Source organism: Burkholderia metallica, assembly GCF_902832845.1.
In the GTDB taxonomy this organism is placed as follows: Bacteria; Pseudomonadota; Gammaproteobacteria; order Burkholderiales; family Burkholderiaceae; genus Burkholderia; species Burkholderia metallica.
The window spans coordinates 1,400,523-1,418,806 of sequence record NZ_CADFDB010000001.1 but is presented as its reverse complement, the minus strand read 5'-3'; the positions used below and the strand labels follow the sequence as shown (position 1 = coordinate 1,418,806).

18 protein-coding genes and 1 pseudogene are annotated in these 18,284 nt (G+C 68.7%); 8 read left to right on the top strand and 11 right to left on the bottom strand.

Annotated features, from left to right (window positions below):
* Positions 1–694 precede the first annotated feature (694 nt).
* Positions 695–907 (top strand): hypothetical protein, encoded by a 213-nt coding sequence (locus HWX08_RS06225; protein ID WP_107310324.1) that lies wholly within the window; start codon positions 695–697, stop codon positions 905–907.
* Between the two features lie 78 nt (positions 908–985).
* Here HWX08_RS06225 and HWX08_RS06220 read toward each other — a convergent pair whose 3' ends face one another.
* From HWX08_RS06220 to HWX08_RS06210, 3 genes are all read right to left on the bottom strand, one after another.
* Positions 986–1,411, bottom strand: a complete 426-nt coding sequence (locus HWX08_RS06220) for an NUDIX hydrolase (RefSeq protein WP_174922591.1) — start codon at positions 1,409–1,411, stop codon at positions 986–988.
* A 274-nt stretch (positions 1,412–1,685) separates the two neighbouring features.
* Positions 1,686–3,074, bottom strand: coding sequence for a nucleobase:cation symporter-2 family protein (locus tag HWX08_RS06215; RefSeq protein WP_069259562.1), 1,389 nt, complete (start codon positions 3,072–3,074; stop codon positions 1,686–1,688).
* 153 nt (positions 3,075–3,227) lie between these two features.
* Positions 3,228–4,184, bottom strand: coding sequence for a LysR family transcriptional regulator (locus HWX08_RS06210; protein ID WP_174922592.1), 957 nt, complete (start codon positions 4,182–4,184; stop codon positions 3,228–3,230).
* Positions 4,185–4,287: 103 nt separating this feature from the next.
* Here HWX08_RS06210 and HWX08_RS06205 point away from each other — a divergent pair, with 103 nt between their 5' ends.
* Entirely contained in the window at positions 4,288–5,025 is a 738-nt protein-coding gene (locus HWX08_RS06205) for an SDR family oxidoreductase (RefSeq protein WP_069259564.1), read from the top strand.
* An 8-nt stretch (positions 5,026–5,033) separates the two neighbouring features.
* Here the strand turns inward: HWX08_RS06205 and HWX08_RS06200 are convergent, their stop codons facing one another.
* A complete protein-coding gene (locus HWX08_RS06200; protein WP_174922593.1) occupies positions 5,034–6,011 on the bottom strand; it encodes a LysR family transcriptional regulator in 978 nt (325 codons plus the stop codon).
* A 133-nt stretch (positions 6,012–6,144) separates the two neighbouring features.
* On the opposite strand from HWX08_RS06200, the gene HWX08_RS06195 reads away from it, so the two are divergent.
* The 4 genes and pseudogenes from HWX08_RS06195 (at position 6,145) to HWX08_RS06180 (ending at position 8,973) form a co-directional block, all read left to right on the top strand.
* Entirely contained in the window at positions 6,145–6,861 is a 717-nt protein-coding gene (locus HWX08_RS06195) for an SDR family oxidoreductase (protein ID WP_174922594.1), read from the top strand.
* A gap of 113 nt (positions 6,862–6,974) precedes the next feature.
* Positions 6,975–7,433 (top strand): annotated as a pseudogene (locus HWX08_RS06190) (hypothetical protein); the annotation flags it as partial.
* A gap of 50 nt (positions 7,434–7,483) precedes the next feature.
* The gene (locus HWX08_RS06185; RefSeq protein WP_174922595.1) at positions 7,484–7,819 is read left to right on the top strand and encodes a putative quinol monooxygenase; all 336 of its coding nucleotides are present in this window, start codon (positions 7,484–7,486) and stop codon (positions 7,817–7,819) included.
* Positions 7,816–8,973, top strand: coding sequence for an iron-containing alcohol dehydrogenase (locus tag HWX08_RS06180; RefSeq protein WP_069259569.1), 1,158 nt, complete (start codon positions 7,816–7,818; stop codon positions 8,971–8,973). Before HWX08_RS06185 ends, HWX08_RS06180 begins: the two co-directional genes overlap by 4 nt.
* Positions 8,974–9,013: 40 nt before the next feature.
* Here the strand turns inward: HWX08_RS06180 and HWX08_RS06175 are convergent, their stop codons facing one another.
* The 3 genes from HWX08_RS06175 to HWX08_RS06165 form a co-directional block, all read right to left on the bottom strand.
* Complete coding sequence (locus HWX08_RS06175) at positions 9,014–10,192, bottom strand: MFS transporter (RefSeq protein WP_174922596.1); 1,179 nt, start codon at positions 10,190–10,192, stop codon at positions 9,014–9,016.
* A 95-nt stretch (positions 10,193–10,287) separates the two neighbouring features.
* Positions 10,288–10,506 carry a hypothetical protein gene (locus tag HWX08_RS06170; protein WP_174922597.1) on the bottom strand — a complete coding sequence of 73 codons (219 nt, stop codon included), beginning with the start codon at positions 10,504–10,506 and terminating at the stop codon, positions 10,288–10,290.
* Positions 10,507–10,576: 70 nt separating this feature from the next.
* Entirely contained in the window at positions 10,577–11,485 is a 909-nt protein-coding gene (locus HWX08_RS06165; protein WP_174922598.1) for a LysR family transcriptional regulator, read from the bottom strand.
* Positions 11,486–11,659: 174 nt separating this feature from the next.
* Between HWX08_RS06165 and HWX08_RS06160 the strand changes: the two genes are divergently transcribed.
* Entirely contained in the window at positions 11,660–12,244 is a 585-nt protein-coding gene (locus HWX08_RS06160; protein WP_069259572.1) for a putative glycolipid-binding domain-containing protein, read from the top strand.
* A gap of 57 nt (positions 12,245–12,301) precedes the next feature.
* On the opposite strand, the gene HWX08_RS06155 is transcribed toward HWX08_RS06160, so the two are convergent.
* Together HWX08_RS06155 and HWX08_RS06150 are read right to left on the bottom strand one after the other, a co-directional pair.
* Complete coding sequence (locus tag HWX08_RS06155) at positions 12,302–13,294, bottom strand: sulfonate ABC transporter substrate-binding protein (protein ID WP_069259573.1); 993 nt, start codon at positions 13,292–13,294, stop codon at positions 12,302–12,304.
* Between the two features lie 375 nt (positions 13,295–13,669).
* Positions 13,670–14,077 (bottom strand): DUF427 domain-containing protein, encoded by a 408-nt coding sequence (locus HWX08_RS06150; RefSeq protein ID WP_069259574.1) that lies wholly within the window; start codon positions 14,075–14,077, stop codon positions 13,670–13,672.
* Positions 14,078–14,389: 312 nt separating this feature from the next.
* On the opposite strand from HWX08_RS06150, the gene HWX08_RS06145 reads away from it, so the two are divergent.
* Complete coding sequence (locus HWX08_RS06145) at positions 14,390–16,051, top strand: ABC transporter substrate-binding protein (RefSeq protein WP_174922599.1); 1,662 nt, start codon at positions 14,390–14,392, stop codon at positions 16,049–16,051.
* Between the two features lie 108 nt (positions 16,052–16,159).
* On the opposite strand, the gene HWX08_RS06140 is transcribed toward HWX08_RS06145, so the two are convergent.
* Together HWX08_RS06140 and HWX08_RS06135 are read right to left on the bottom strand one after the other, a co-directional pair.
* Positions 16,160–17,107: a TauD/TfdA dioxygenase family protein gene (locus HWX08_RS06140; RefSeq protein ID WP_107314427.1), complete on the bottom strand. Its 948-nt coding sequence runs from the start codon at positions 17,105–17,107 to the stop codon at positions 16,160–16,162.
* Positions 17,108–17,266: 159 nt separating this feature from the next.
* Entirely contained in the window at positions 17,267–18,220 is a 954-nt protein-coding gene (locus HWX08_RS06135; RefSeq protein ID WP_174922600.1) for a TauD/TfdA dioxygenase family protein, read from the bottom strand.
* Positions 18,221–18,284 lie beyond the last annotated feature (64 nt).

Genomic DNA, 18,284 nt, shown 5'->3' with positions numbered 1-18,284 from the left:
TTATCGGTTATGAAATTTATAATTTTAAAAATATCCGGACGATTTTGTGTCTGCTGGAAGCGGTAGTGGCAATCCGTGAACGGTAGCCTTGAGGTGGTATTTCGCGGCGAGTGACAAATATCGGAATTGATCGGATAAGACTTGTGGTTTGGCTTGTGAATCGAGCCGCGCCGCGCAGAATAAAGCGCGGGCATGACTTCGAGAGAAGTCGGTGAGGTGCGGAACAGTTGTGTCTTCTGAATGTAGAGGCGGCGAAGTGCTGGTCAAGGAACGGCGAGAGCACCGCGTGGTGTGAGCCGACGGCATGGGTTCTTTTGCCGTGCCACGTCACCGTCCGTATCGACCGCATCGACGATGGCTCGAGCACGCAGGGTGTTGCTGGCCTCGACCTGTCCACGGATCGCGCTTGCGGTGGAATCTGCCTTCGAGGTCGATTGTGAGTGTCGCACACGCCCGGGTCGGTTCGACACCGGGCGTGTGCGATACCCCCTCGTTCTTTCCTGTCTCCCCGGCCCGCGCCAATCGACGTGCAAGTGCACGCCGGCGCCAGTGCCGGCGTCCGCGCCCGACGAAACTTGATCGGGAAAATTACTACAAGTCTGCGAATTATTTTCCGGCTATAGTGAAATCACTGAAGGTAGACGCGGCACCTTTTGCCGATACCGTTCAGGTAATGACTGTAGACGGGTGCTGTATGAAAAATAAAATCGAAAAGACGGTCGGGCCGATCTGGGGTGTGGCCGCAGGGTTGCTTCTCGCTCTCGCAGGATTGAGTCTCGGCATTTTCCCGCAATCCCTGAACAGCTCGGGAAGCGCGAACGACTTCATGGCGTCCGGCGTGGCGATGCTGGGCATCTTCCTGGTCGTCTATTCCACGCACGAGTTGCGAAGAAGGCGTCCGCACTGAGCGCTCACGCGCCGCCGATTCACGCACGTTGATCCGGGTCGGCTGCCGGCCCGTGAGCGCGCGCGCCCGTAACGCGCGTTACGTCTTGCTGATTTCGTGCTGGTAGACGAGTTCGACGATGCGCTTCGTCGGAATGCTGGCGCGCAGCCCGTCGACGCTGTCGACCGGAAACCACTTGCATTTATCGATCTCGTTGTTCGCTTGCGGCGTCTGGTCCGGGCCGACTTCCGCGAAGAACACGTGATGGATCTTGGCGAGCCCGGTGAACTGCATCGAGTAGACAAGAGACTGGCCGGTGATGCCGGTTTCTTCGAACAGCTCGCGATGCGCGGCTTCGAGCGGCGCTTCCCCGCGCTTGATCGTGCCGCCCGGAAGGGCCCAGCGCGACGCGGCGCGCGCGACGAGCAAGACTCGTTCGCCGCGATAGCAGACGACGGTCGCGCGTTCCTTGACCGGAACGGCGCTCGCTTCGGAGGCGATATTGGGTGCGGGGCGCTGGGGCATGCGGTGATTCTAACCAGCGCGAATCGATCGGCCAAGCCGACCTGACCGGGTTTGACTTTTGGCCGCCGCCAGCACGTGTCCGGACACGCTGACGTTGCCGCCAGGTGCCGAGCTTCAGCGGATCGAGGCCGACATCGCGTCGCCTGTCGAAGCGGCTATGCACATTGCGCAGGCCGCGCCTGCCGCGTTCGACGTGCCGGTCTGCAACGCGGGTATCCGTGAGGCGGCTGCCTTCACGGACGCCCCTGCGTTCCCGGACGAGTTGCTCGTCCGCTTACTTCTTTTCCGGCAGGAACCAGTTCATCACGAGCGCACAGATGCCGCCCGTGGCCACACCCGATTCGAGCACGTTCTTCAGCGCGTGCGGCAGGCTGTTGAGGATGTCCGGCACCTGCGACACGCCGAGGCCGAGCGCGAGCGACACCGCGATGATCAGCAGCGCGCGACGGTCGAGCTGGACACCCGCGAGGATGTTGATGCCCGATGCGGCCACCGCGCCGAACATCACCATCGCCGCGCCGCCGAGTACGGGCTCGGGCACGGCCTGCAGCACGCCGGCGACGACCGGGAACAGCCCGAGCACGACCAGCATCCCCGCGATCCAGATGCCGACGTGGCGGCTGGCGACGCCGGTGATCTGGATCACGCCGTTGTTCTGTGCGAATACCGAGCTCGGGAACGTGTTGAACACGCCGGCCAGCAGCGAGTTCGCGCCGTTTACGAGCACGCCGCCCTTGATTCGCTGCATCCACACCGGGCCTTCGACGGGCTCGTTCGAAATCTTGCTGGTGGCCGTGACGTCGCCGATCGCTTCGAGCGACGTGACGAGGTAGATGATCAGCATCGGCACGAACAGCGACCACGAGAAGCCGATGCCGAAGTGCAGCGGCGTCGGCACCTGGAACAGCGCGGCCTGATGCATGCCGGTGAAGTCGAGGCGGCCGAGGAACGCGGCCGCGAGATAGCCGATCGCGAGCGCGATGACGAGCGCGGTGCTGCGCACCCACACGACCGGCACGCGGTTGAGCAGGATGATCGTGCCGAGCACGAGGCCGGACAGCGTCAGGTTCTCCGCGCTCGCGAACGTGCCCTTGGCCATCGCGCCGAAGCCGCCGCCCATGCTGATGAGGCCGACCTTGATCAGCGTGAGGCCGATCAGCAGCACGACGATGCCGGTGACGAGCGGTGTGATCAGGCGCTTCACGAATGGCAGGATGCGCGACACGCCCATCTCGACGAACGACCCGGCAATCACGACGCCGAAGATCGCGGCCATCACGGTCTCGACCGGCGTGCCTTGCTTGACCATCAGGCTGCCGCCGGCGATCAGCGGGCCGACGAAGTTGAAGCTCGTGCCCTGGACGATCAGCAGGCCGGCGCCCAGCGGGCCGAAGCGCTTGCACTGGACGAAGGTGGCGATGCCGGAAATCACCAGCGACATCGACACGATCAGGGTCGTATCGCGGCTGGATACGCCGAGCGCCTGGCAGATCAGCAGGCCGGGCGTGACGATCGGCACGATGATCGCCAGCAGGTGCTGTAGTGCGGCGACGAAGGCGACCATCGGCGCCGGCCGGTCGTTCGGGCCGTAGACGAGGTCGCGGGCCGAATGTGCGGCATCGGCGCCGTGGGCGGCGGGTTGGGCGGAGGAGGCGGGTTGCATGGCGAGCGGGCCGGACGAGGTGGAAAGTGCGGCATTTTAGCCGAACGGCCCGCCGGCGCCGCCGGGGGCAGCGCAATAGCGGGGATTCGACGGGATCGGGTAAAAATGGCGGAGGATCGGCGCCCAGCGGGTGACGACCGCGGCGCCCGTCGGTCAGCGGGCTTGCCGCGCGGCGGGCACGGTCGGGATGGCGGTCGGTGCGGGGATCGCATGGAATCCGGGTAGCGCGGGAATCCGCTGTTCCATGAACTGCAGGAACGTGCGGGTGCGAAGCGGCAGATACCGGCGCGATGCGCAGACGACGTGCAGCGCATGCGGCGGCGGCATGGCCCACCTCGACAGCAAGCGCACGAGCTGCCCGCTGTCGATCAGGTCCTGAACGAGCCACGCGGGCGCGCTGCCCACCGCGTTTCCGGCCAGGAAGCATTCCCGCAGCGCGATCGAGCTGTTCACGCGATACCTGCCGTGCACCGGAACGACGACCTGCTCGTCGCCGCGGGCGAATGTCAGTTCGTTGCCGATGTCAGCGCGCGCGTAGCCGACATACGCATGCTTCGTCAGGTCTTCCGGGCGGCGAAGCTTCGGGGCCTGCGCGACGTATCCCGGCGTGGCGACCAGCAGGCGCGGCGACGACGCGACGTGGCGCGCCACGGCATCCGGCGGCAGCAGGTGGCCGAGGCGAATCGCGACGTCGACGCCTTCTTCGACGAGGTCGATCGCGCGGTCGGTCAATTGCAGCTCGACTTCGATCTCGGGCCACGCGGAGAGGAAGTCGAGCACGAGCGCGTTCAGCCTGAGTTCCCCCAGCCCGAGCGGCGCATTGACGACCAGCTTGCCGACCGGCCGCACCGTTTGCCCGCGCACGTCGGCCACCGCGCTTGCGTATTCGTCGATCACGCGCTTGCAGCGGTCGTAGAACCGCCGGCCTTCGTCGGTGGGCGCGAGGCTCGTGGTCGAGCGTTCGAGAAGGCGCACGCCCAGTTCCCGTTCGAATGCGGCGACGATCTTGCTGATCGTCGGCTGGCCGGTGCCTTCCTCGCGCGCGACCGCCGAGAAATTGCCGAGCTCGATCGCGCGGACGAACACGCGCATGGATCGCAGCGAATCCATCTTATTCCCTTATGGCATGAGTCTTATTTAAGTTTCGCACGTTCCAGCGCAATCGAGAATGACCTAACGTTCACGCACCTTCAATCCCCGATGAGGAGTCGACATGAACGAGGCAACGCCATCTTCGGCACTGGACGGTGCGCACGTGGTGGTATTCGGCGGGAGTTCCGGAATCGGCCTCGCGGCCGCGGCCGCCGCGAAGGCGAAAGGCGCCAGCGTGACGCTGATCGGCCGGACCCGCGCGACGCTCGAAGCCGCCGCGCAAGCGATCGGCGGCGCGCGCATCGCGGTGGCCGACATCGCGGACCGGCATGCGGTGCAGGCCGCATTCGACACGATCGCACGCGTCGATCACCTGGTCGTCACGGCCGGCCGCTTCATCGCCGGCAAGCTGGGCGAGACCGACCCCGATCACGTGCTCGTCGCGCTCCAGGAGCGTATCGCCGGGCCGGTCTACGCGATCCGGGCCGCATTGCCGCGGATGCCCGCGACCGGCTCGATCGTGCTGACCGGCGGCCAACTGTCGGATCGTCCGGCCGCGCAGGGCACGTCAGTGATCGCCGCGGCCGTGCGCGGCGTCGAGGCGCTGGCGCAGTCGCTCGCGCTGGAGCTGAAGCCGATTCGCGTGAACGTCGTTGCGCCCGGCTTCGTCGAGACGCCGCTGTACGACGTGTTCGGCCCGGACGCGCGCGGCACGATCCTCGCGGGCGCCGCGGCGGCGTTGCCCGGCGGCCGTGTCGGGCGCGCCGACGAAGTGGGGGATGCGATCGCGTTCCTGCTGGGCAACGGCTTCATGAACGGCGAGATCCTGCACATCGACGGCGGCGGCCGGCTGGTCTGAGCCGCGCGTCAGCCCGCAGCGCGCGTGCGCGCGCGGCTCGCCGGCGGGCGCGGCGCGCGGGCATCCGGATACGCTTGCTGGCAGACGGCGATGACCGCATCGCGCAGGCGGCGATGTACCGGGTCGCCGTGCATGCGCGGATGCCACAGCGCGGAAACGAGGATCTCGGGCAGGCGCACCGGAATCTCGAAGCTGCGCAGCCCGAGGGCCTCCGTCAGCCCCGGCGAGAACGCGTTGGCGAGGCTCGAGCGCGGTACGAGCGCGATCAGGTCGGTGCTGGCCGCGACACGCATCGCGTCGGGATAGCCCGGTACGACGACGCACACGGTGTGGCCCGGGTGGGCCGGAGCGGCCGGGTCGTCGGCCGGCCCGCCGAAGTCGCCCAGCTGCGAGGCGATCACGTGACGGCAGGCCGCATAGCGGGCGGGCGTGATCCTGCCCGACGCGAACAGCGGATGCCCGGCGCGCGCGACCGCGACGTGCCAGTCGTGGAACAGCATGCGCGTGTGCAGTTCGGGCGCATCGTCGCCGCGTTTGCCGATTTCCAGATCGACGGCGCCGTCGCGCAGCGCCTGCGGATCGCGGTCGGACTTCGGGACGAAGCGCACGCGCACCTGTGGCGCGACTTCGCCGAGTGCGGCGACCACCGGGCCGGACAACATTTCCATGAACGACGCGGCCGCGCGGATCGTGAACGTGGCGGCGTGCGTCGCCATGTCGACGTCGGCCGTCGCCGGCCGCAGCACCGCGCGCGCCTCCGTTGCGATTGCGTGCACACGGTCGCGCAGCGCGGCTGCGTGCGGTGTCGGCACGAGCTTGCGTCCGGCGCGCACGAGCAGCTGATCGCCGGTGGCGAGCCGCAGCCGCGTGAGCGTGCGGCTCATCGCGGACGTGCTCAGGCCGAGCCGGCGCGCGGCGCCGGTCACGCTGCCTTCCGACAGCAGCACGTCGAGCGCGGTGACGAGGTTCAGGTCGATGTCGTCCATGACGACAGGATACGCCACCGCGCGACATCACATGGCGTCTGGTACAACTATGAATTGAATGCGATGCGTCTGGCGCCTGTCGTGTTGCGCACCTATAGTGGCTGCATCACGAAACCCGGCAAAGGCGCACACCATGCAATCGACCGTATCGAACCAGCACGTACCCGCGATCCTGCTCGTCGCGGCATCTCGCGGCCTCGGGCTCGCGATGGCGGAGGCATTTCTGAAGCGGGGCTGGCGTGTCACGGGCACCGTGCGCGCAGGATCGGGGCGCACGCAATTGCACGAGCTCGTCGACCGGTTCGACGGCCGGCTCGACATCGAGACGCTCGACATCTGCGAGCCGGCGCAACTGGCCGCATTGCGCGCGCGGCTGGCGGGCCGGCGCTTCGACATGCTGTTCGTGAATGCGGGAACGACGAACGAACCGACCGAGACGATCGGCGAAGTGACGACCGACGAATTCGTGCGCGTGATGATCACGAATGCGCTGGCGCCGATGCGCGTGATCGAGACGCTGCAGGATCTCGTCACCGACGACGGCCTGATCGGCGCGATGTCGTCGGGGCAGGGCAGCGTCGCGAACAACGTGAACGGCATGCGCGAGGTATATCGCGGCAGCAAGGCCGCGCTGAACCAGTTCATGCGCAGCTTCGCGGCGCGTCAGGCCGATACGCGTCGCGCGATGGCGCTGATGGCGCCCGGCTGGGTCCGCACCGACCTGGGCGGGCCCGATGCGCGGCTGACGATCGCCGAGAGCGTGCCGAGCCTCGTCGACGTGCTGCTCGCGAAGCGCGCGCGGCCCGGGCTCGAATTCCTCGACTATCTGGGGCGGACGGTGCCGTGGTGAGCGCGAACCGACACCGGACGACGCGGCAGCTTCGAGCGGATTCACGATGCTCGGGAAACTGCCGATAGGGTTGCGTGCGCAACGAGTCGCGGTGCGTCGCATAACCGGATGCGCTTGACGGCAAGCGCGTGGAAGGCTTCACGCGCAGCGCGGGCTTCGGCGCCCACATGCTGGAGCTGTGCGGCCGCTGGCGCGACCTTGCGGCGATTTTTTGCGACGGGGTGGCCGTGCCGCAGGCGGTGCCCGGCACGCTCGCCGGTTCCGCGCATCGGTCGCATGCATACGCGGAAGGCGCGTGCCTGTTTTGTCGCTGCGCGGCGACGTCGCGGTGGCCGCACGGGCCGCATGGTAGCGCGCGGCCCGCGACGCGGTGAACGCGGTGCCGATCCCATACAATGCAGCGTTGAGTCGTCACCACGGCGGCGCTGCTGCGTTCGCCGCACATGCGCGATTCGCTGGGCACGGCGTTCCCGGTGCTGCGGACGGCGTACGCGGCGCGCGGCGGCACGGCACGAGGCGGTTGCGATATCGACGAGCGACCGCGCGTGGTGGAGTTCGACCCGTCGGCGTGACGGGCCTTCGTCGAACCGTCGTCGAACCTTCGTCGAATACGGAGTGCAACATGAACGAACCCTACCTGCAGGTCATCGCGCATTTCTACGCGAAACCCGGCAACGGCGACCGCGTGCTCGAATTGCTCGCGGAGCTCGCACCGGCCACCCGCGACGAGCCGAAGAATCTCGACTACGCGTATTTCCGGTCGGCGGAGAATCCCGACCACATCGTGATCCTCGAGCGCTATTCCACCGAGGACGGCCTCGACGTGCATCGGGAAACGCCGCATTTCCAGCGGATCGGAATCGGCGCGATCATGCCGTTGCTCGATCGCCGCGACGTGACGCGCTACATGGTGCAGCCGGACACCGGCACGGCGACGCCACCAGGGGGCACCCGATGAACCCGTTTCAATTCCGTACCGTTCCGACGCAGGTCGTCGAATTCGGCGCCGCGCGCCGGCTCGGCGCGTTGTTGCGCGAACGCTTTCCGGCGCTCGTGCGCGTGTGCGTGGTCACGGACGCGTTCCTGCATCGCAGCGGCGTGCTCGCGCCCGCGCTGGCGAGCCTCGCCGCGCACGGCTGGCAGGTCACCGTGATCGACGACGTGATCGCCGATCCGCCCGAACACGTGGTGCTGGAAGCGACCGAACGGGCGGTGGCGGCCGATGCCGAGATCGTGCTCGGCCTGGGCGGCGGATCGTCGATGGACGTCGCGAAGCTGATCGCGGTGCTCGCACCGGGGCAGCAGGCGCTGGCGGACATGTACGGCGTCGACAAGGTCGCGAGCGCGCGGCTGCCGCTCGTGCAGATGCCGACGACGGCCGGCACCGGCTCCGAAGTCACGGCCGTGTCGATCGTCACGGTCGGCGAGGCGCGCAAGATGGGCGTCGTGTCGCCGCACCTGTTCGCGGACGTCGCGATCCTCGACGCCGAACTGACACTCGGCCTGCCGCGCGCGGCGACGGCCGCCACCGGCATCGACGCGATGGTGCATGCGATCGAAGCCTATACGTCCGCGCGGCTGAAGAACCCGGTGTCCGACATGCTGGCCGTGCACGCGCTGACGCTGCTGTCGCGCAACCTGCTCGCGGCGTGCGACGACGGCCACGATCGCCAGGCGCGCGAAGCGATGCTGGTCGGCGCGATGTTCGCGGGGCAGGCGTTCGCGAATGCGCCGGTCGCGGCCGTGCATGCGCTCGCCTATCCGGTCGGCGGGATCTTCCATGTGCCGCACGGGCTGTCGAATGCGCTCGTGCTGCCGCACGTGCTGCGTTTCAACGCGCCGGCCGCCGCGCCGCTGTATGCGGAACTCGCGGCGATCGTCGCGCCGTCGGCCACGGGCAGCGACGAAGCGCGGACGCATGCGCTGATCGCCGAGATCGACCGGCTGATCGCCGCGACGGGCATTCCGCGCACGCTGCGCGAAGTCGGCATCGGCGAAGGCGATCTGCCGAGGATGGCGTCGGACGCGATGCTGCAGACGCGCCTGCTCGTGAACAATCCGCGCGAGGTGACGGAGGCCGACGCGCTGGAAATTTACCGGCAGGCGTGGTGACGCGGCGGGCGGGCGCGCCGCGCTGGCCGTCGCCAGGCATTCACGATGCGCTCGCGGCCGGCCGCCCGGGCCATGCCGCGCCGCACGCGCATGCGAGCGCAAGCGCGACGAGCGCGCAGCCGGCCCACGGCGTGACGAGCAGCGCGCCGCGTTCGACGAGTACGCCGCCGAACGCCGCGCCGAGCGCGACGCCCGCATGCATGGCCGATACGTTGATGCCGACGCTCGCATCGGCCAGCGACGGCGCGGTGTGGATCAGGTAGCTCTGCACGATCGGCGAGATCGACCAGCTGATGCCGCCCCACAGCATCATCGCGGGCACGAATGCGAGCGGCGACACGCCCGCGGCCGCCGGCAGCACGGCCATCGCGACGAGGAACACGGCCGGGCACGCGCACAGCGCGCGCGCCGCGCCGAGCCGGTCCGAGAAGAAGCCGCCGAGCCACGCGCCGGTCACGCCGGCGATCCCGAACGCGACGTACAACCCTTCGAGCGCGGCCGCGCCGGGCGACAGCAGCGCCTGCAGATACGGCGTGAGATACGCGAACAGCGTGAAATGCCCGCCGATCATCGCGATGGAGACGAGTTGGGCGGCAAGCAGCCGCGGGCGTGCGAGCACGGCGCGATAGGACGGCGGGGTGGCCGCGGCTGTCGCTTCGTTGGCGGCGGCCGGCGCCATGCGCGGCAATCGTCGGCCGAGCCAGATTCCGAGCGGCAGCGCGGGCACGGCGATCGAGACGAACACCGCACGCCAGCCGGCCCAGTCGGCGATCCGCATCCCGATCGGCACGCCGAGCACGAGCGACGCGCTGATTCCCATGAACACGATGCCGATCGCGCGGCCGCGTTGCGACGCCGGCGCGAGTTCGGCCGCGAATCGCGTCGCGACGAGGATCAGCGTCGCGCAGCTCGCGGCCATCAGCACGCGCGCGGCGAACAGGCTCGCATAGCCGGGGCTGGCCGCGGCGCACAGATTCGCGGCCGCGAACACGCCGAGCGCCGCGAGCAGCGCGGTGCGCCGCTCGACCCGCGCGACGCAGGCGGCCGCGACGAGCGCGGCAAGCGCGAACACGGCGGAGAAGATCGTGGTGAGCTGGCCGGCGGCGGCGATCGACACATGAAGGCCGGCCGAGATCGCCGGCAGGATGCCGACGCAGATGTTTTCGGCGACGCCGGCCAGGAACACGGCGGCGGCCAGCAGGTACACGCGAACGTCCATTGAAACCCCTCCTGTACGGACGACGCGACCGCGCCGGGTAGGGGCGGGGCCGCATCGGATCGAATCGACGGATGGGTTTCGACGCGAGGCTTCGGTTATCCCGGAGAGGTGGACGGTACCGCACGGTCGGGCGGCGCGCAAGTGAGCATGCTTGCGCGCGCCATGTGTCGTGCGGTGATCTCGAAGCGGTCGACGTCGAACCGCATCGTCCTGATGGCGAGCGTGAGTCGCGACCAGATCGCGATGTGCGACCGCAATCGCCATGAATAGGTCGCGCAGGCGATGACGATGTCGGATGCGATCGCGATGCGCACGTGACGATGCCGGGGAAGTCGCTGCACGCGTGACTTCGGCGGCGGTCGCCGCCGTCACCTGGTCACGGTGTCATCGAGCAGCGCGGCCCAACAGCGTGGGGATGTCCTGCTTCAGCAGGTCGACGACGGCCTGTACGCGCGGCGGCAGCGGGCGCTGTGCATGGACGAGCACGTTGAGCGCGAAGTCGGGCAGCGCGTACCGCGGCAGCAGCTCGACGAGCGTGCCGGACGCGAGCGCGTCGGCGCAGGCCGGCTGCTGGACCACGCCGATTCCGCCGCCGGCCGCGATCGTGTCGAACATCGGACGCCAATGGCTCGTCGTCATGATCGTGCGGATGCGCGCGTATTCGAGCGGGCCGCCTTCGTGCTGCAGCGGCAGCCGTTCGCTGGCGAACACGCCTTTCACGCGGATGAACGGATGGTGCGCAAGCTCGGCCGCCGTGTCGAGCGGGCCGTGCCGCTCGAGATACGACGGCGCGGCGACGAGCCGGCGGCCGACCGCGCCGACCGGGTATGCGATGAATCCGCCGTCGCCGAGCTGGCCGACGCGGATCGAAATGTCGACGCCTTCGGTGACCGGATCGACGATGTCGTCGTTCAGGACCAGATCGATATGCAGGTTCGGATACGCGGTGCGGACATGCATCAGCACGCGCGGCAGCACGACTTCGCCGAAGCATTGCGGCGCAGCGAGCCGGATCGTGCCGTCGAGCGCATTCTCCGACTTCGAGACCGATGCGACCGCATCGTCGGCCGCTTCGAGCAGCGCCTTGCTGCGTTCATAGAAGATCCGGCCTTCCTCCGTGCAGACGAGGGTGCGCGCACTGCGCATCAGGAGCCGCGTGCCGAGATGCTTCTCGAGCCGTTCGATGCGCTCGCTGACGGCCGGCTGGCCCATGTCGAGATCGCGCGCCGCGCCGGACATCGTGCCGCGCTCGACGACCCGGACGTAGATGCGCATCGTCGCCAGCAAATCCATGAAGTCGCGCCCCTTGTCCGGTTCCGGTTGATGCCGATCGACGGATGGTACCAAAGCGGGGCCGCCCGAAGGTGCGCGGCGAACCGATACTGACCATCGGTGGCCGAAGCCGCGTGTGTTCGCCCGTTCGATCGGCGACAATCGGCATCGGTGCGAGCGACTGGGGACGACGACATGACGCAACAGGATGAAGCGGGTCGCACACGCTGCGTGGCGTGGCAGATCGTGCAGACGTGGCAGGCGGCCGAATGGTGCCGGCTCGTCGAGTCGCGAACGGGAATCGACCTGTCGGGTTCGGTATCGGGGGCGATCGGCGGTTCGCCGTTTCGCATCGATTATGCGATCGCCTGCGGCGCCGACTGGCTCACGCGCTCGGCGCGCATCACGCAGTGGAGCGGTGCGCTGCCGCCGCGTCAACGGGAGATCGCGTGCGATGCGGGGCGGTGGACGATCGATGGCGTCGACGTACCGGCGCTCGCGGGTGCGACCGATGTCGATCTCGGTTTCAGCCCGTCGACGAATACGTTGCCGATCCGGCGGCTCGCGCTGGCCGTCGGCGACACGGCCGTGATCCATACCGCGTGGCTGCGCTTTCCGGATTTCGAATTCGTGCGCGGCGAGCAGCGCTATACGCGCACCGCGCCGCACGTGTACCGCTATGAAAGCGGTACTTATGCGGCCGATATCGCGGTCGACGAAGCGGGGCTCGTGACCGATTACGACGAATGGCGGCGCATCGGCGCGGCGCCCGCGCGTTGATTTACGCGTGCCGCGCCGCGCGTCGGCGGTGACGGTGGTCGGTGACGGTGACGTGCGTCAGCGTGCGCTGGCGACCGACAGCTTGCCCGGAATCAGCTTCAGCGTGCTGAACGCGTCCGCGATGTTCTGCTGATACGCGAGCGTCGCGTCGGTGATCGGCTGCACGCCGTAGCCGGCGCGCTTGAGCGCGACTTCGAGCGTCGGCGCGTCGAGGCCGACGAGCGGCGACAGTTGCGCGGCGACTTCCGGCGCATGGTCGCGCGCCCAGCGGTCGACCGCGTCGACTTCGTCGAGCAGCGCGCGCACCACCTGCGGGTGAGCGGCCGCATACTTGCGCGCGGCGAGGTAGTACTGCGTATTGCGCACGAGCCCTTCGCCGTTTGCGATCACGCGCGCGCCGATCTGCCGCTCGGCGGCGGCCAGGTACGGGTCCCAGATCACCCATGCATCGACGTTGCGCTGCACGAACGCGGCGCGCGCGTCGGCGGGCGTCAGGTAGATCGGCTGGATGTCGGCATACGTCAGGCCCGCGTGCTCGAGCGCCTTCACGAGCAGGTAGTGGACGTTCGAGCCCTTGTTGAACGCGACCTTCTTGCCGCGCAGCTGCGCGACGTTGCGGATCGGCGAATCGGGCAGCACGACGATCGCCTCGCCCTGCGGCGCGGGCGGCTCGTTGCCGATGTAGACGAAATCGACGCCGCCCGCCTGCGCGAAGATCGGCGGCGTCTCGCCGACCGTGCCGACGTCGATCGCGCCTGCGTTCAGGCCCTCGAGCAATTGCGGGCCGGCCGGAAATTCGAGCCATTGCACGGTGACGCCCTGGCTCGCGAGCCGCTTCTCCAGTGTGCCGCGCGCCTTGAGCACGACGAAGTTGCCGTATTTCTGGAAGCCGATGCGCAGCCGCGAGCCGCTGTCTTGCGCGTGCGCGGGCAGGCCGGCGAGCGGGCCGAGCGCGAGCCCGGCCAGGCCGGCGGCCGCGCCTTGCAGCCACTGGCGGCGATGCGGATTCGCCGGGGTGGGTTCAACGTCTGCGTGCGGTGTGTCGTTCATCGAAGCGTCCTGCTTGCGGGTTCACGGGCCGCGCGCGACAGGCGGCGCGGTCGGCGCGGGGCGGGGCCCGATGCGGACAATGCGCGCCACGGGCCGGCCCGCGCGCCGGATTCAGGACGATACGGCCACGCGTGCCGGCAGCCAACCAACGAATGCGCATATGCAAATCAGCGGCAAGCGCAATGGCTTCGTTTGGGGCGGTTATGCACGCGGGAGCACGCCGGGGCGGGGTGGCTCGGCGCGCAGTGCGGGCGGTATCGCATGCGTTGCATGCGCGGCTGCTCGGCGCCTGACGCCCGGCCCCCGACTCGCGGTGCCAGGCGAAGCGCGAACCGAAACCGGCAAACGCCAAACGCCAAACGACCGCCGCGACACTCAATCGGAGCCGGCCGGCCCTTCCTCGATCGAATCGACGCGATCCGGATAGAACGCGAGGTGGCCGCGGATCGCATCGACGGCCGGATAGGGCGCCTCGTAGGTCCAGACGGCATTGACCGCTCGCGCGCCGCCGGCCGGAATCGAGTAGTAGGCGGCGTCGCCCTTGTACGGGCAGTACGTCGCGTGATCGGTGCGTTGCAGCAGCGTCATGTCGGCGTCCTCGCGCGGAATGTAGAGCACGGCCGGGTAAGCGGCTTCGCGCAGCGCCAGCGCGCGGCGCGTATCCGCGACGATCTTGCCGGCCGCCTTGACCACGACGCGCCGCGGGTGCGGTTCGACCGTGATCGGATGATCGGGGCCCGGCGTCTTCACGGGGCGGGTGGACGTATCGGAGCTGACGGGCATCGTGGGTCCTCCTGGAATTGGCGGCGCGGCGGTGCCGGGACGATCCCGGGGCACCCTTGCCGACGTTGGCCAGCCGATACGATGCGCCATTTCGGGCGAGTCTGCAGGGGGCCGGAAGATGGCCGGAAGACGGCGCGCAAGCAGACCGCCCGGGAAGGCCGCCCGGCGCTCGCGCGGACGTTTCCGCGCACGGGCAGCGGGATGCATCCGCGACGATAAGCAACGCGAAATTAATTGGTAAGCGATCGGCGGGAGGCGCGCGAAGATCGGCGGTCGTCATTCGCATGACAGCCATCCGTCATCTCCGCCACCATGAAGAATGCTTTCGTTTCGTCAGCCGCGCGCCGTGCGCGCGGCATCCCCCATGCCGCTGCCGCGCTGCGCGGCATCGCGGCGGCGCTGCTGCTCGCCGGCGCGCTCACGCCGGCACTCGCCGCGCCGGCCGGCAAGACGCTCGTGTACTGCACCGAAGGCAGCCCGGCGGGCTTCGATCCGGGCCAGCATACGACGAGCACCGATTTCGACGCGAGCACGTACACGGTCTACAACGGGCTCGTGCAGTTCAGGCGCGGCACGCTCGATCTCGAACCGTCGCTCGCGACGAGCTGGGACGTGTCGCCCGACCAGCGCACGATCACGTTCCATCTGCGGCGCGGCGTGAAGTTCCAGACCACCGCATGGTTCACGCCGACTCGGCCGTTTCAGGCCGACGACGTCGTCTTCACGTTCCACCGGATGCTCGATGCGGACGATCCGTTCCGCAAGGCCTATCCGGTCAGCTTTCCGTATTTCAGCGATCTCGGTTTCGACCGCAACGTCGAACGCATCGACAAGGTCGACGACTATACGGTGCGTTTCGTGCTGAAGACGCCCGACGTCGTGTTCGTGCGCAATCTCGCGATGGCGTTCGCGTCGATCCTGTCGGCCGAGTATGCGTCGCAGCTCGCGGCGCGCCATCGCGAGGCCGACATCAACCAGTTCCCGGTCGGCACGGGGCCGTTCCTGCTGCGCACGTACCAGAAGGACGCGCTGATCCGCTACGACGCGAATCCCGACTACTGGAAACCGGACGACGTGAAGCTCGCGCGCCTCGTGTTCGCGATCACGCCCGACCCGGCCGCGCGCCTGCAGAAACTGGTGGCCGACGAGTGCCAGGTGTCGGCGTTTCCGCGGCCGGCCGATCTCGACACGGTGCGGCGCGACCCGAAGCTCACGTTGTTCTCCGGGATGGGCTTCAACGTCGGATTCGTCGCGTACAACACGCAGCATGCGCCGCTCGATCGCGTCGACGTGCGCCGTGCGCTCGACATCGCGATCGACAAGTCGGCGATCGTGAAGACCGTGTTCAACGGCGACGCGAAGATCGCGACGAACCCGATGCCGCCCGCGCAATGGTCGTACAACCCGCGCCTGAAGGATGCGCCGCGCGATCCGGGGGCCGCGAAGGCGCTGCTCGCGCAGGCCGGCTTCCCGAACGGCTTCGACCTGACGCTGTGGGCGATGCCCGTGCAGCGTCCGTACAACCCGAATGCGCAGTTGATGGCGCAACTGATCCAGCAGGACTGGGCGAAGATCGGCGTGCGCGCGAAGATCGTCAGCTACGAATGGGGCGAATACAACCGCCGCGCGAAGCACGACGGGCAGCACGACGCGATCCTGTACGGCTGGTCGGGCGACAACGGCGATCCCGACAACTGGCTCGGCACGCTGCTCGGGTGCGACGCGGTGCACGGCAGCAACCTCGCGAAATGGTGCAATCGCGACTTCGAGAAGCTGGTGGACACGGCGCGTTCCAACGCGGACGTCGCGAAGCGCACGGCGCTGTACGAGCAGGCGCAGGTCGTGTTCAAGGACCAGGTGCCGTTCACGCCGATCGCGACGTCGATCGTGTCGCTGCCCGTGTCGAAACGCGTGCACGGGCTGACGTTCTCGCCGCTCGGCGGGCACCGCTTCGATGGTGTGTGGCTGGACTGACGGACGGGCCGTGCGGACGCGCGCGGTTTGCGCTTTCGTCCGCACGGCGTGACGGGAAAGACCGGCGCGATGCGCGCCGGGGGCGACCGGGTGCCGCCGGTGCGGCGTTCAGTTGAGCGCGACGGCCGCTGCCGTTTCGACCGGCGAGCCTTCGAGCGCGACCGACGGCCGGCCGTCCGGGCCGACCGGCACGTCGCCGGTGAGCGTCGTGCGATAGAGCTGGCGGTCGAAGTCGAGATCGAAGATGTCGACGGGCGCGAGGTGGGCGGTCGCGCGGTTGTCCCAGAACGCGATGCTGCGCGGCTCCCACTTGAAGCGGATCGTGAATTCCGGCCGCGTCACGTGTTCCCACAGCAGTTCGAGCAGTGCCTGACTCTCGCGCGGGGCGAGCCCGACGATCGATTTCAGGAAGCTCGGGCTCACGTACAGCGCGCGTTCGCCGGTCTCCGGATGCACGCGCACGAGCGGATGCTCGGTCACGAGCGGGCGGCGTTCGACCGCGTCGTCGAACGCGCCGGTCGCGCGCGCACCGGCCGGCGGCGTGAAGCGATGAATGCCGCGCAGGCCGTCGACGAAGCCGCGCAGCGGCGCGGACAGCGTGTCGTAGGCGCGCACGAGGTTCGTCCAGTGGGTGTCGCCGCCGTACGGCGGAATCGTCACGCCGCGCAGGATCGATGCCCACGGCGGGTTCACGGCGGCCGTCACGTCGGTGTGCCAGCCGGTCCACGGCCGGCGCACCGGCTCGCCTTCGAAGCGGGTGGCCTTGCGATGCTTCGCGATCGAATAGACGGCCGGATGCCCGTCGACGTGCCCGAACACCGGGTGCCCGACGGTCGGCTCGCCGAACTGCGCGGAGAACGCGACGTGCTGGTCGTGCGTGAGGAACTGCTCGCGGAAGAAGATCACGCGCCACTTCAGCAGCGCGGCACGAATCGCGGCGATCTGCGGCGTGGTCAGCGGTTGCGTGAGATCGACGCCGCGGATTTCCGCGCCGATGTGGGCGGACAGCGGAATCACGTCGACGGGGTGGGCAGCGGGTTCGAGTAGGGCGCTCATGCGACGCTCCTGGCGGAAGTGAACGGGGCGCAGGGCCGACATCGTTGCGCGGGCAGGCGTCGGGCCGGTGGCGGGAAGGGCATGGTCGGGTGTCCGGTTGAGGAAAGCGGGGCGGGCGCGGCGGCGCGCATCGCGCACCGCCGCCGCGGGACGCGCGCGTTATTGCAGCGTCGCGCCCGGCCCCTTCAGCAACACGCTCCGGCGGCCGTCGATGCCGACCGGCACGTCGCCGTGCACCGTCGCACGGCGCACCACACGGCGTGCATCGCCGTAGTCGTTGATCGCGTAGTGCTGCGTCGCGCGGTTGTCCCAGATCGCGACGTCGCCTTCCTGCCAGTTCCAGCGCACGGTGTTCTCGAGGCGCGTCACGTGCTCGTGGAACACCTGCAGCAGATGCGCGGAATCCTGTGCCGACAGCCCCTTGAGCCGCTGCACGAAATGCCCGAGCACGAGCGTGCGTTCGCCGGTTTCCGGATGGACGCGCACGACCGGATGCTCGGTTTCGTAGACGGTCGAGGTGAACACCTCGCGGTAGCGCTTTAGTTGCGCGTCGTCGGCATGCACGTGCGTCGACGCGTAGTCGTACGCGTTCGTATGCAGCGCCCACAGCGTGTCGGCGAGCGCGCGCAGCGGGTCGGGAAGATGCGTGTATGCGGCGGCCGTGTTGGCCCACACGGTGTCGCCGCCGAACGGCGGAATCACGACCGCGCGCAGGATCGAGATCTTCGGGTACGCATCGACGAAGGTCACGTCGGTGTGCCACGAATTCGCGCGCGCGCCATGGGCGGAATCGAGTTCGAGCAGTTTCGCGCTGCCATCGACGGACGGTACGGTCGGGTGGGCGACGGTATCGCCGAAGCGGCGCGCGAACGCCTCCTGCGCGGTGTCGTCGAGATGCTGCTGGCCGCGGAAGAACAGCACCTTGTGGCGCAGCAGCGCGGTGTGGATCGCATCGAACGTCGCGTCGTCGAGCGTGCCCGACAGCCGCACGCCGGCGATCTCGGCGCCGATCCGGCCGGCGACCTGGCGAAGCTGGAGCGGGGCGGCGGCCGTGCGCGGCGCGGCGTGCGAAACAGGCGAGGACGAGTGAGCGGCGTGCTGGACTTCTGACATCGGGAGTCTCCTGGAGTCGGGTCGGTCGAATCTCCATTCAAGCAGGGACCGCGCGCAAGCGGAA

What these genes read in the sequence shown, in the direction of transcription:
- HWX08_RS06225 (WP_107310324.1), top strand. Translation starts at nt 695, where the DNA reads ATGAAAAATAAAATCGAAAAGACGGTCGGGCCGATCTGGGGTGTGGCC.
- HWX08_RS06220 (WP_174922591.1), bottom strand. Translation starts at nt 1,411, where the DNA reads ATGCCCCAGCGCCCCGCACCCAATATCGCCTCCGAAGCGAGCGCCGTT.
- HWX08_RS06215 (WP_069259562.1), bottom strand. Translation starts at nt 3,074, where the DNA reads ATGCAACCCGCCTCCTCCGCCCAACCCGCCGCCCACGGCGCCGATGCC.
- HWX08_RS06210 (WP_174922592.1), bottom strand. Translation starts at nt 4,184, where the DNA reads ATGGATTCGCTGCGATCCATGCGCGTGTTCGTCCGCGCGATCGAGCTC.
- HWX08_RS06205 (WP_069259564.1), top strand. Translation starts at nt 4,288, where the DNA reads ATGAACGAGGCAACGCCATCTTCGGCACTGGACGGTGCGCACGTGGTG.
- HWX08_RS06200 (WP_174922593.1), bottom strand. Translation starts at nt 6,011, where the DNA reads ATGGACGACATCGACCTGAACCTCGTCACCGCGCTCGACGTGCTGCTG.
- HWX08_RS06195 (WP_174922594.1), top strand. Translation starts at nt 6,145, where the DNA reads ATGCAATCGACCGTATCGAACCAGCACGTACCCGCGATCCTGCTCGTC.
- HWX08_RS06185 (WP_174922595.1), top strand. Translation starts at nt 7,484, where the DNA reads ATGAACGAACCCTACCTGCAGGTCATCGCGCATTTCTACGCGAAACCC.
- HWX08_RS06180 (WP_069259569.1), top strand. Translation starts at nt 7,816, where the DNA reads ATGAACCCGTTTCAATTCCGTACCGTTCCGACGCAGGTCGTCGAATTC.
- HWX08_RS06175 (WP_174922596.1), bottom strand. Translation starts at nt 10,192, where the DNA reads ATGGACGTTCGCGTGTACCTGCTGGCCGCCGCCGTGTTCCTGGCCGGC.
- HWX08_RS06165 (WP_174922598.1), bottom strand. Translation starts at nt 11,485, where the DNA reads ATGGATTTGCTGGCGACGATGCGCATCTACGTCCGGGTCGTCGAGCGC.
- HWX08_RS06160 (WP_069259572.1), top strand. Translation starts at nt 11,660, where the DNA reads ATGACGCAACAGGATGAAGCGGGTCGCACACGCTGCGTGGCGTGGCAG.
- HWX08_RS06155 (WP_069259573.1), bottom strand. Translation starts at nt 13,294, where the DNA reads ATGAACGACACACCGCACGCAGACGTTGAACCCACCCCGGCGAATCCG.
- HWX08_RS06150 (WP_069259574.1), bottom strand. Translation starts at nt 14,077, where the DNA reads ATGCCCGTCAGCTCCGATACGTCCACCCGCCCCGTGAAGACGCCGGGC.
- HWX08_RS06145 (WP_174922599.1), top strand. Translation starts at nt 14,390, where the DNA reads ATGAAGAATGCTTTCGTTTCGTCAGCCGCGCGCCGTGCGCGCGGCATC.
- HWX08_RS06140 (WP_107314427.1), bottom strand. Translation starts at nt 17,107, where the DNA reads ATGAGCGCCCTACTCGAACCCGCTGCCCACCCCGTCGACGTGATTCCG.
- HWX08_RS06135 (WP_174922600.1), bottom strand. Translation starts at nt 18,220, where the DNA reads ATGTCAGAAGTCCAGCACGCCGCTCACTCGTCCTCGCCTGTTTCGCAC.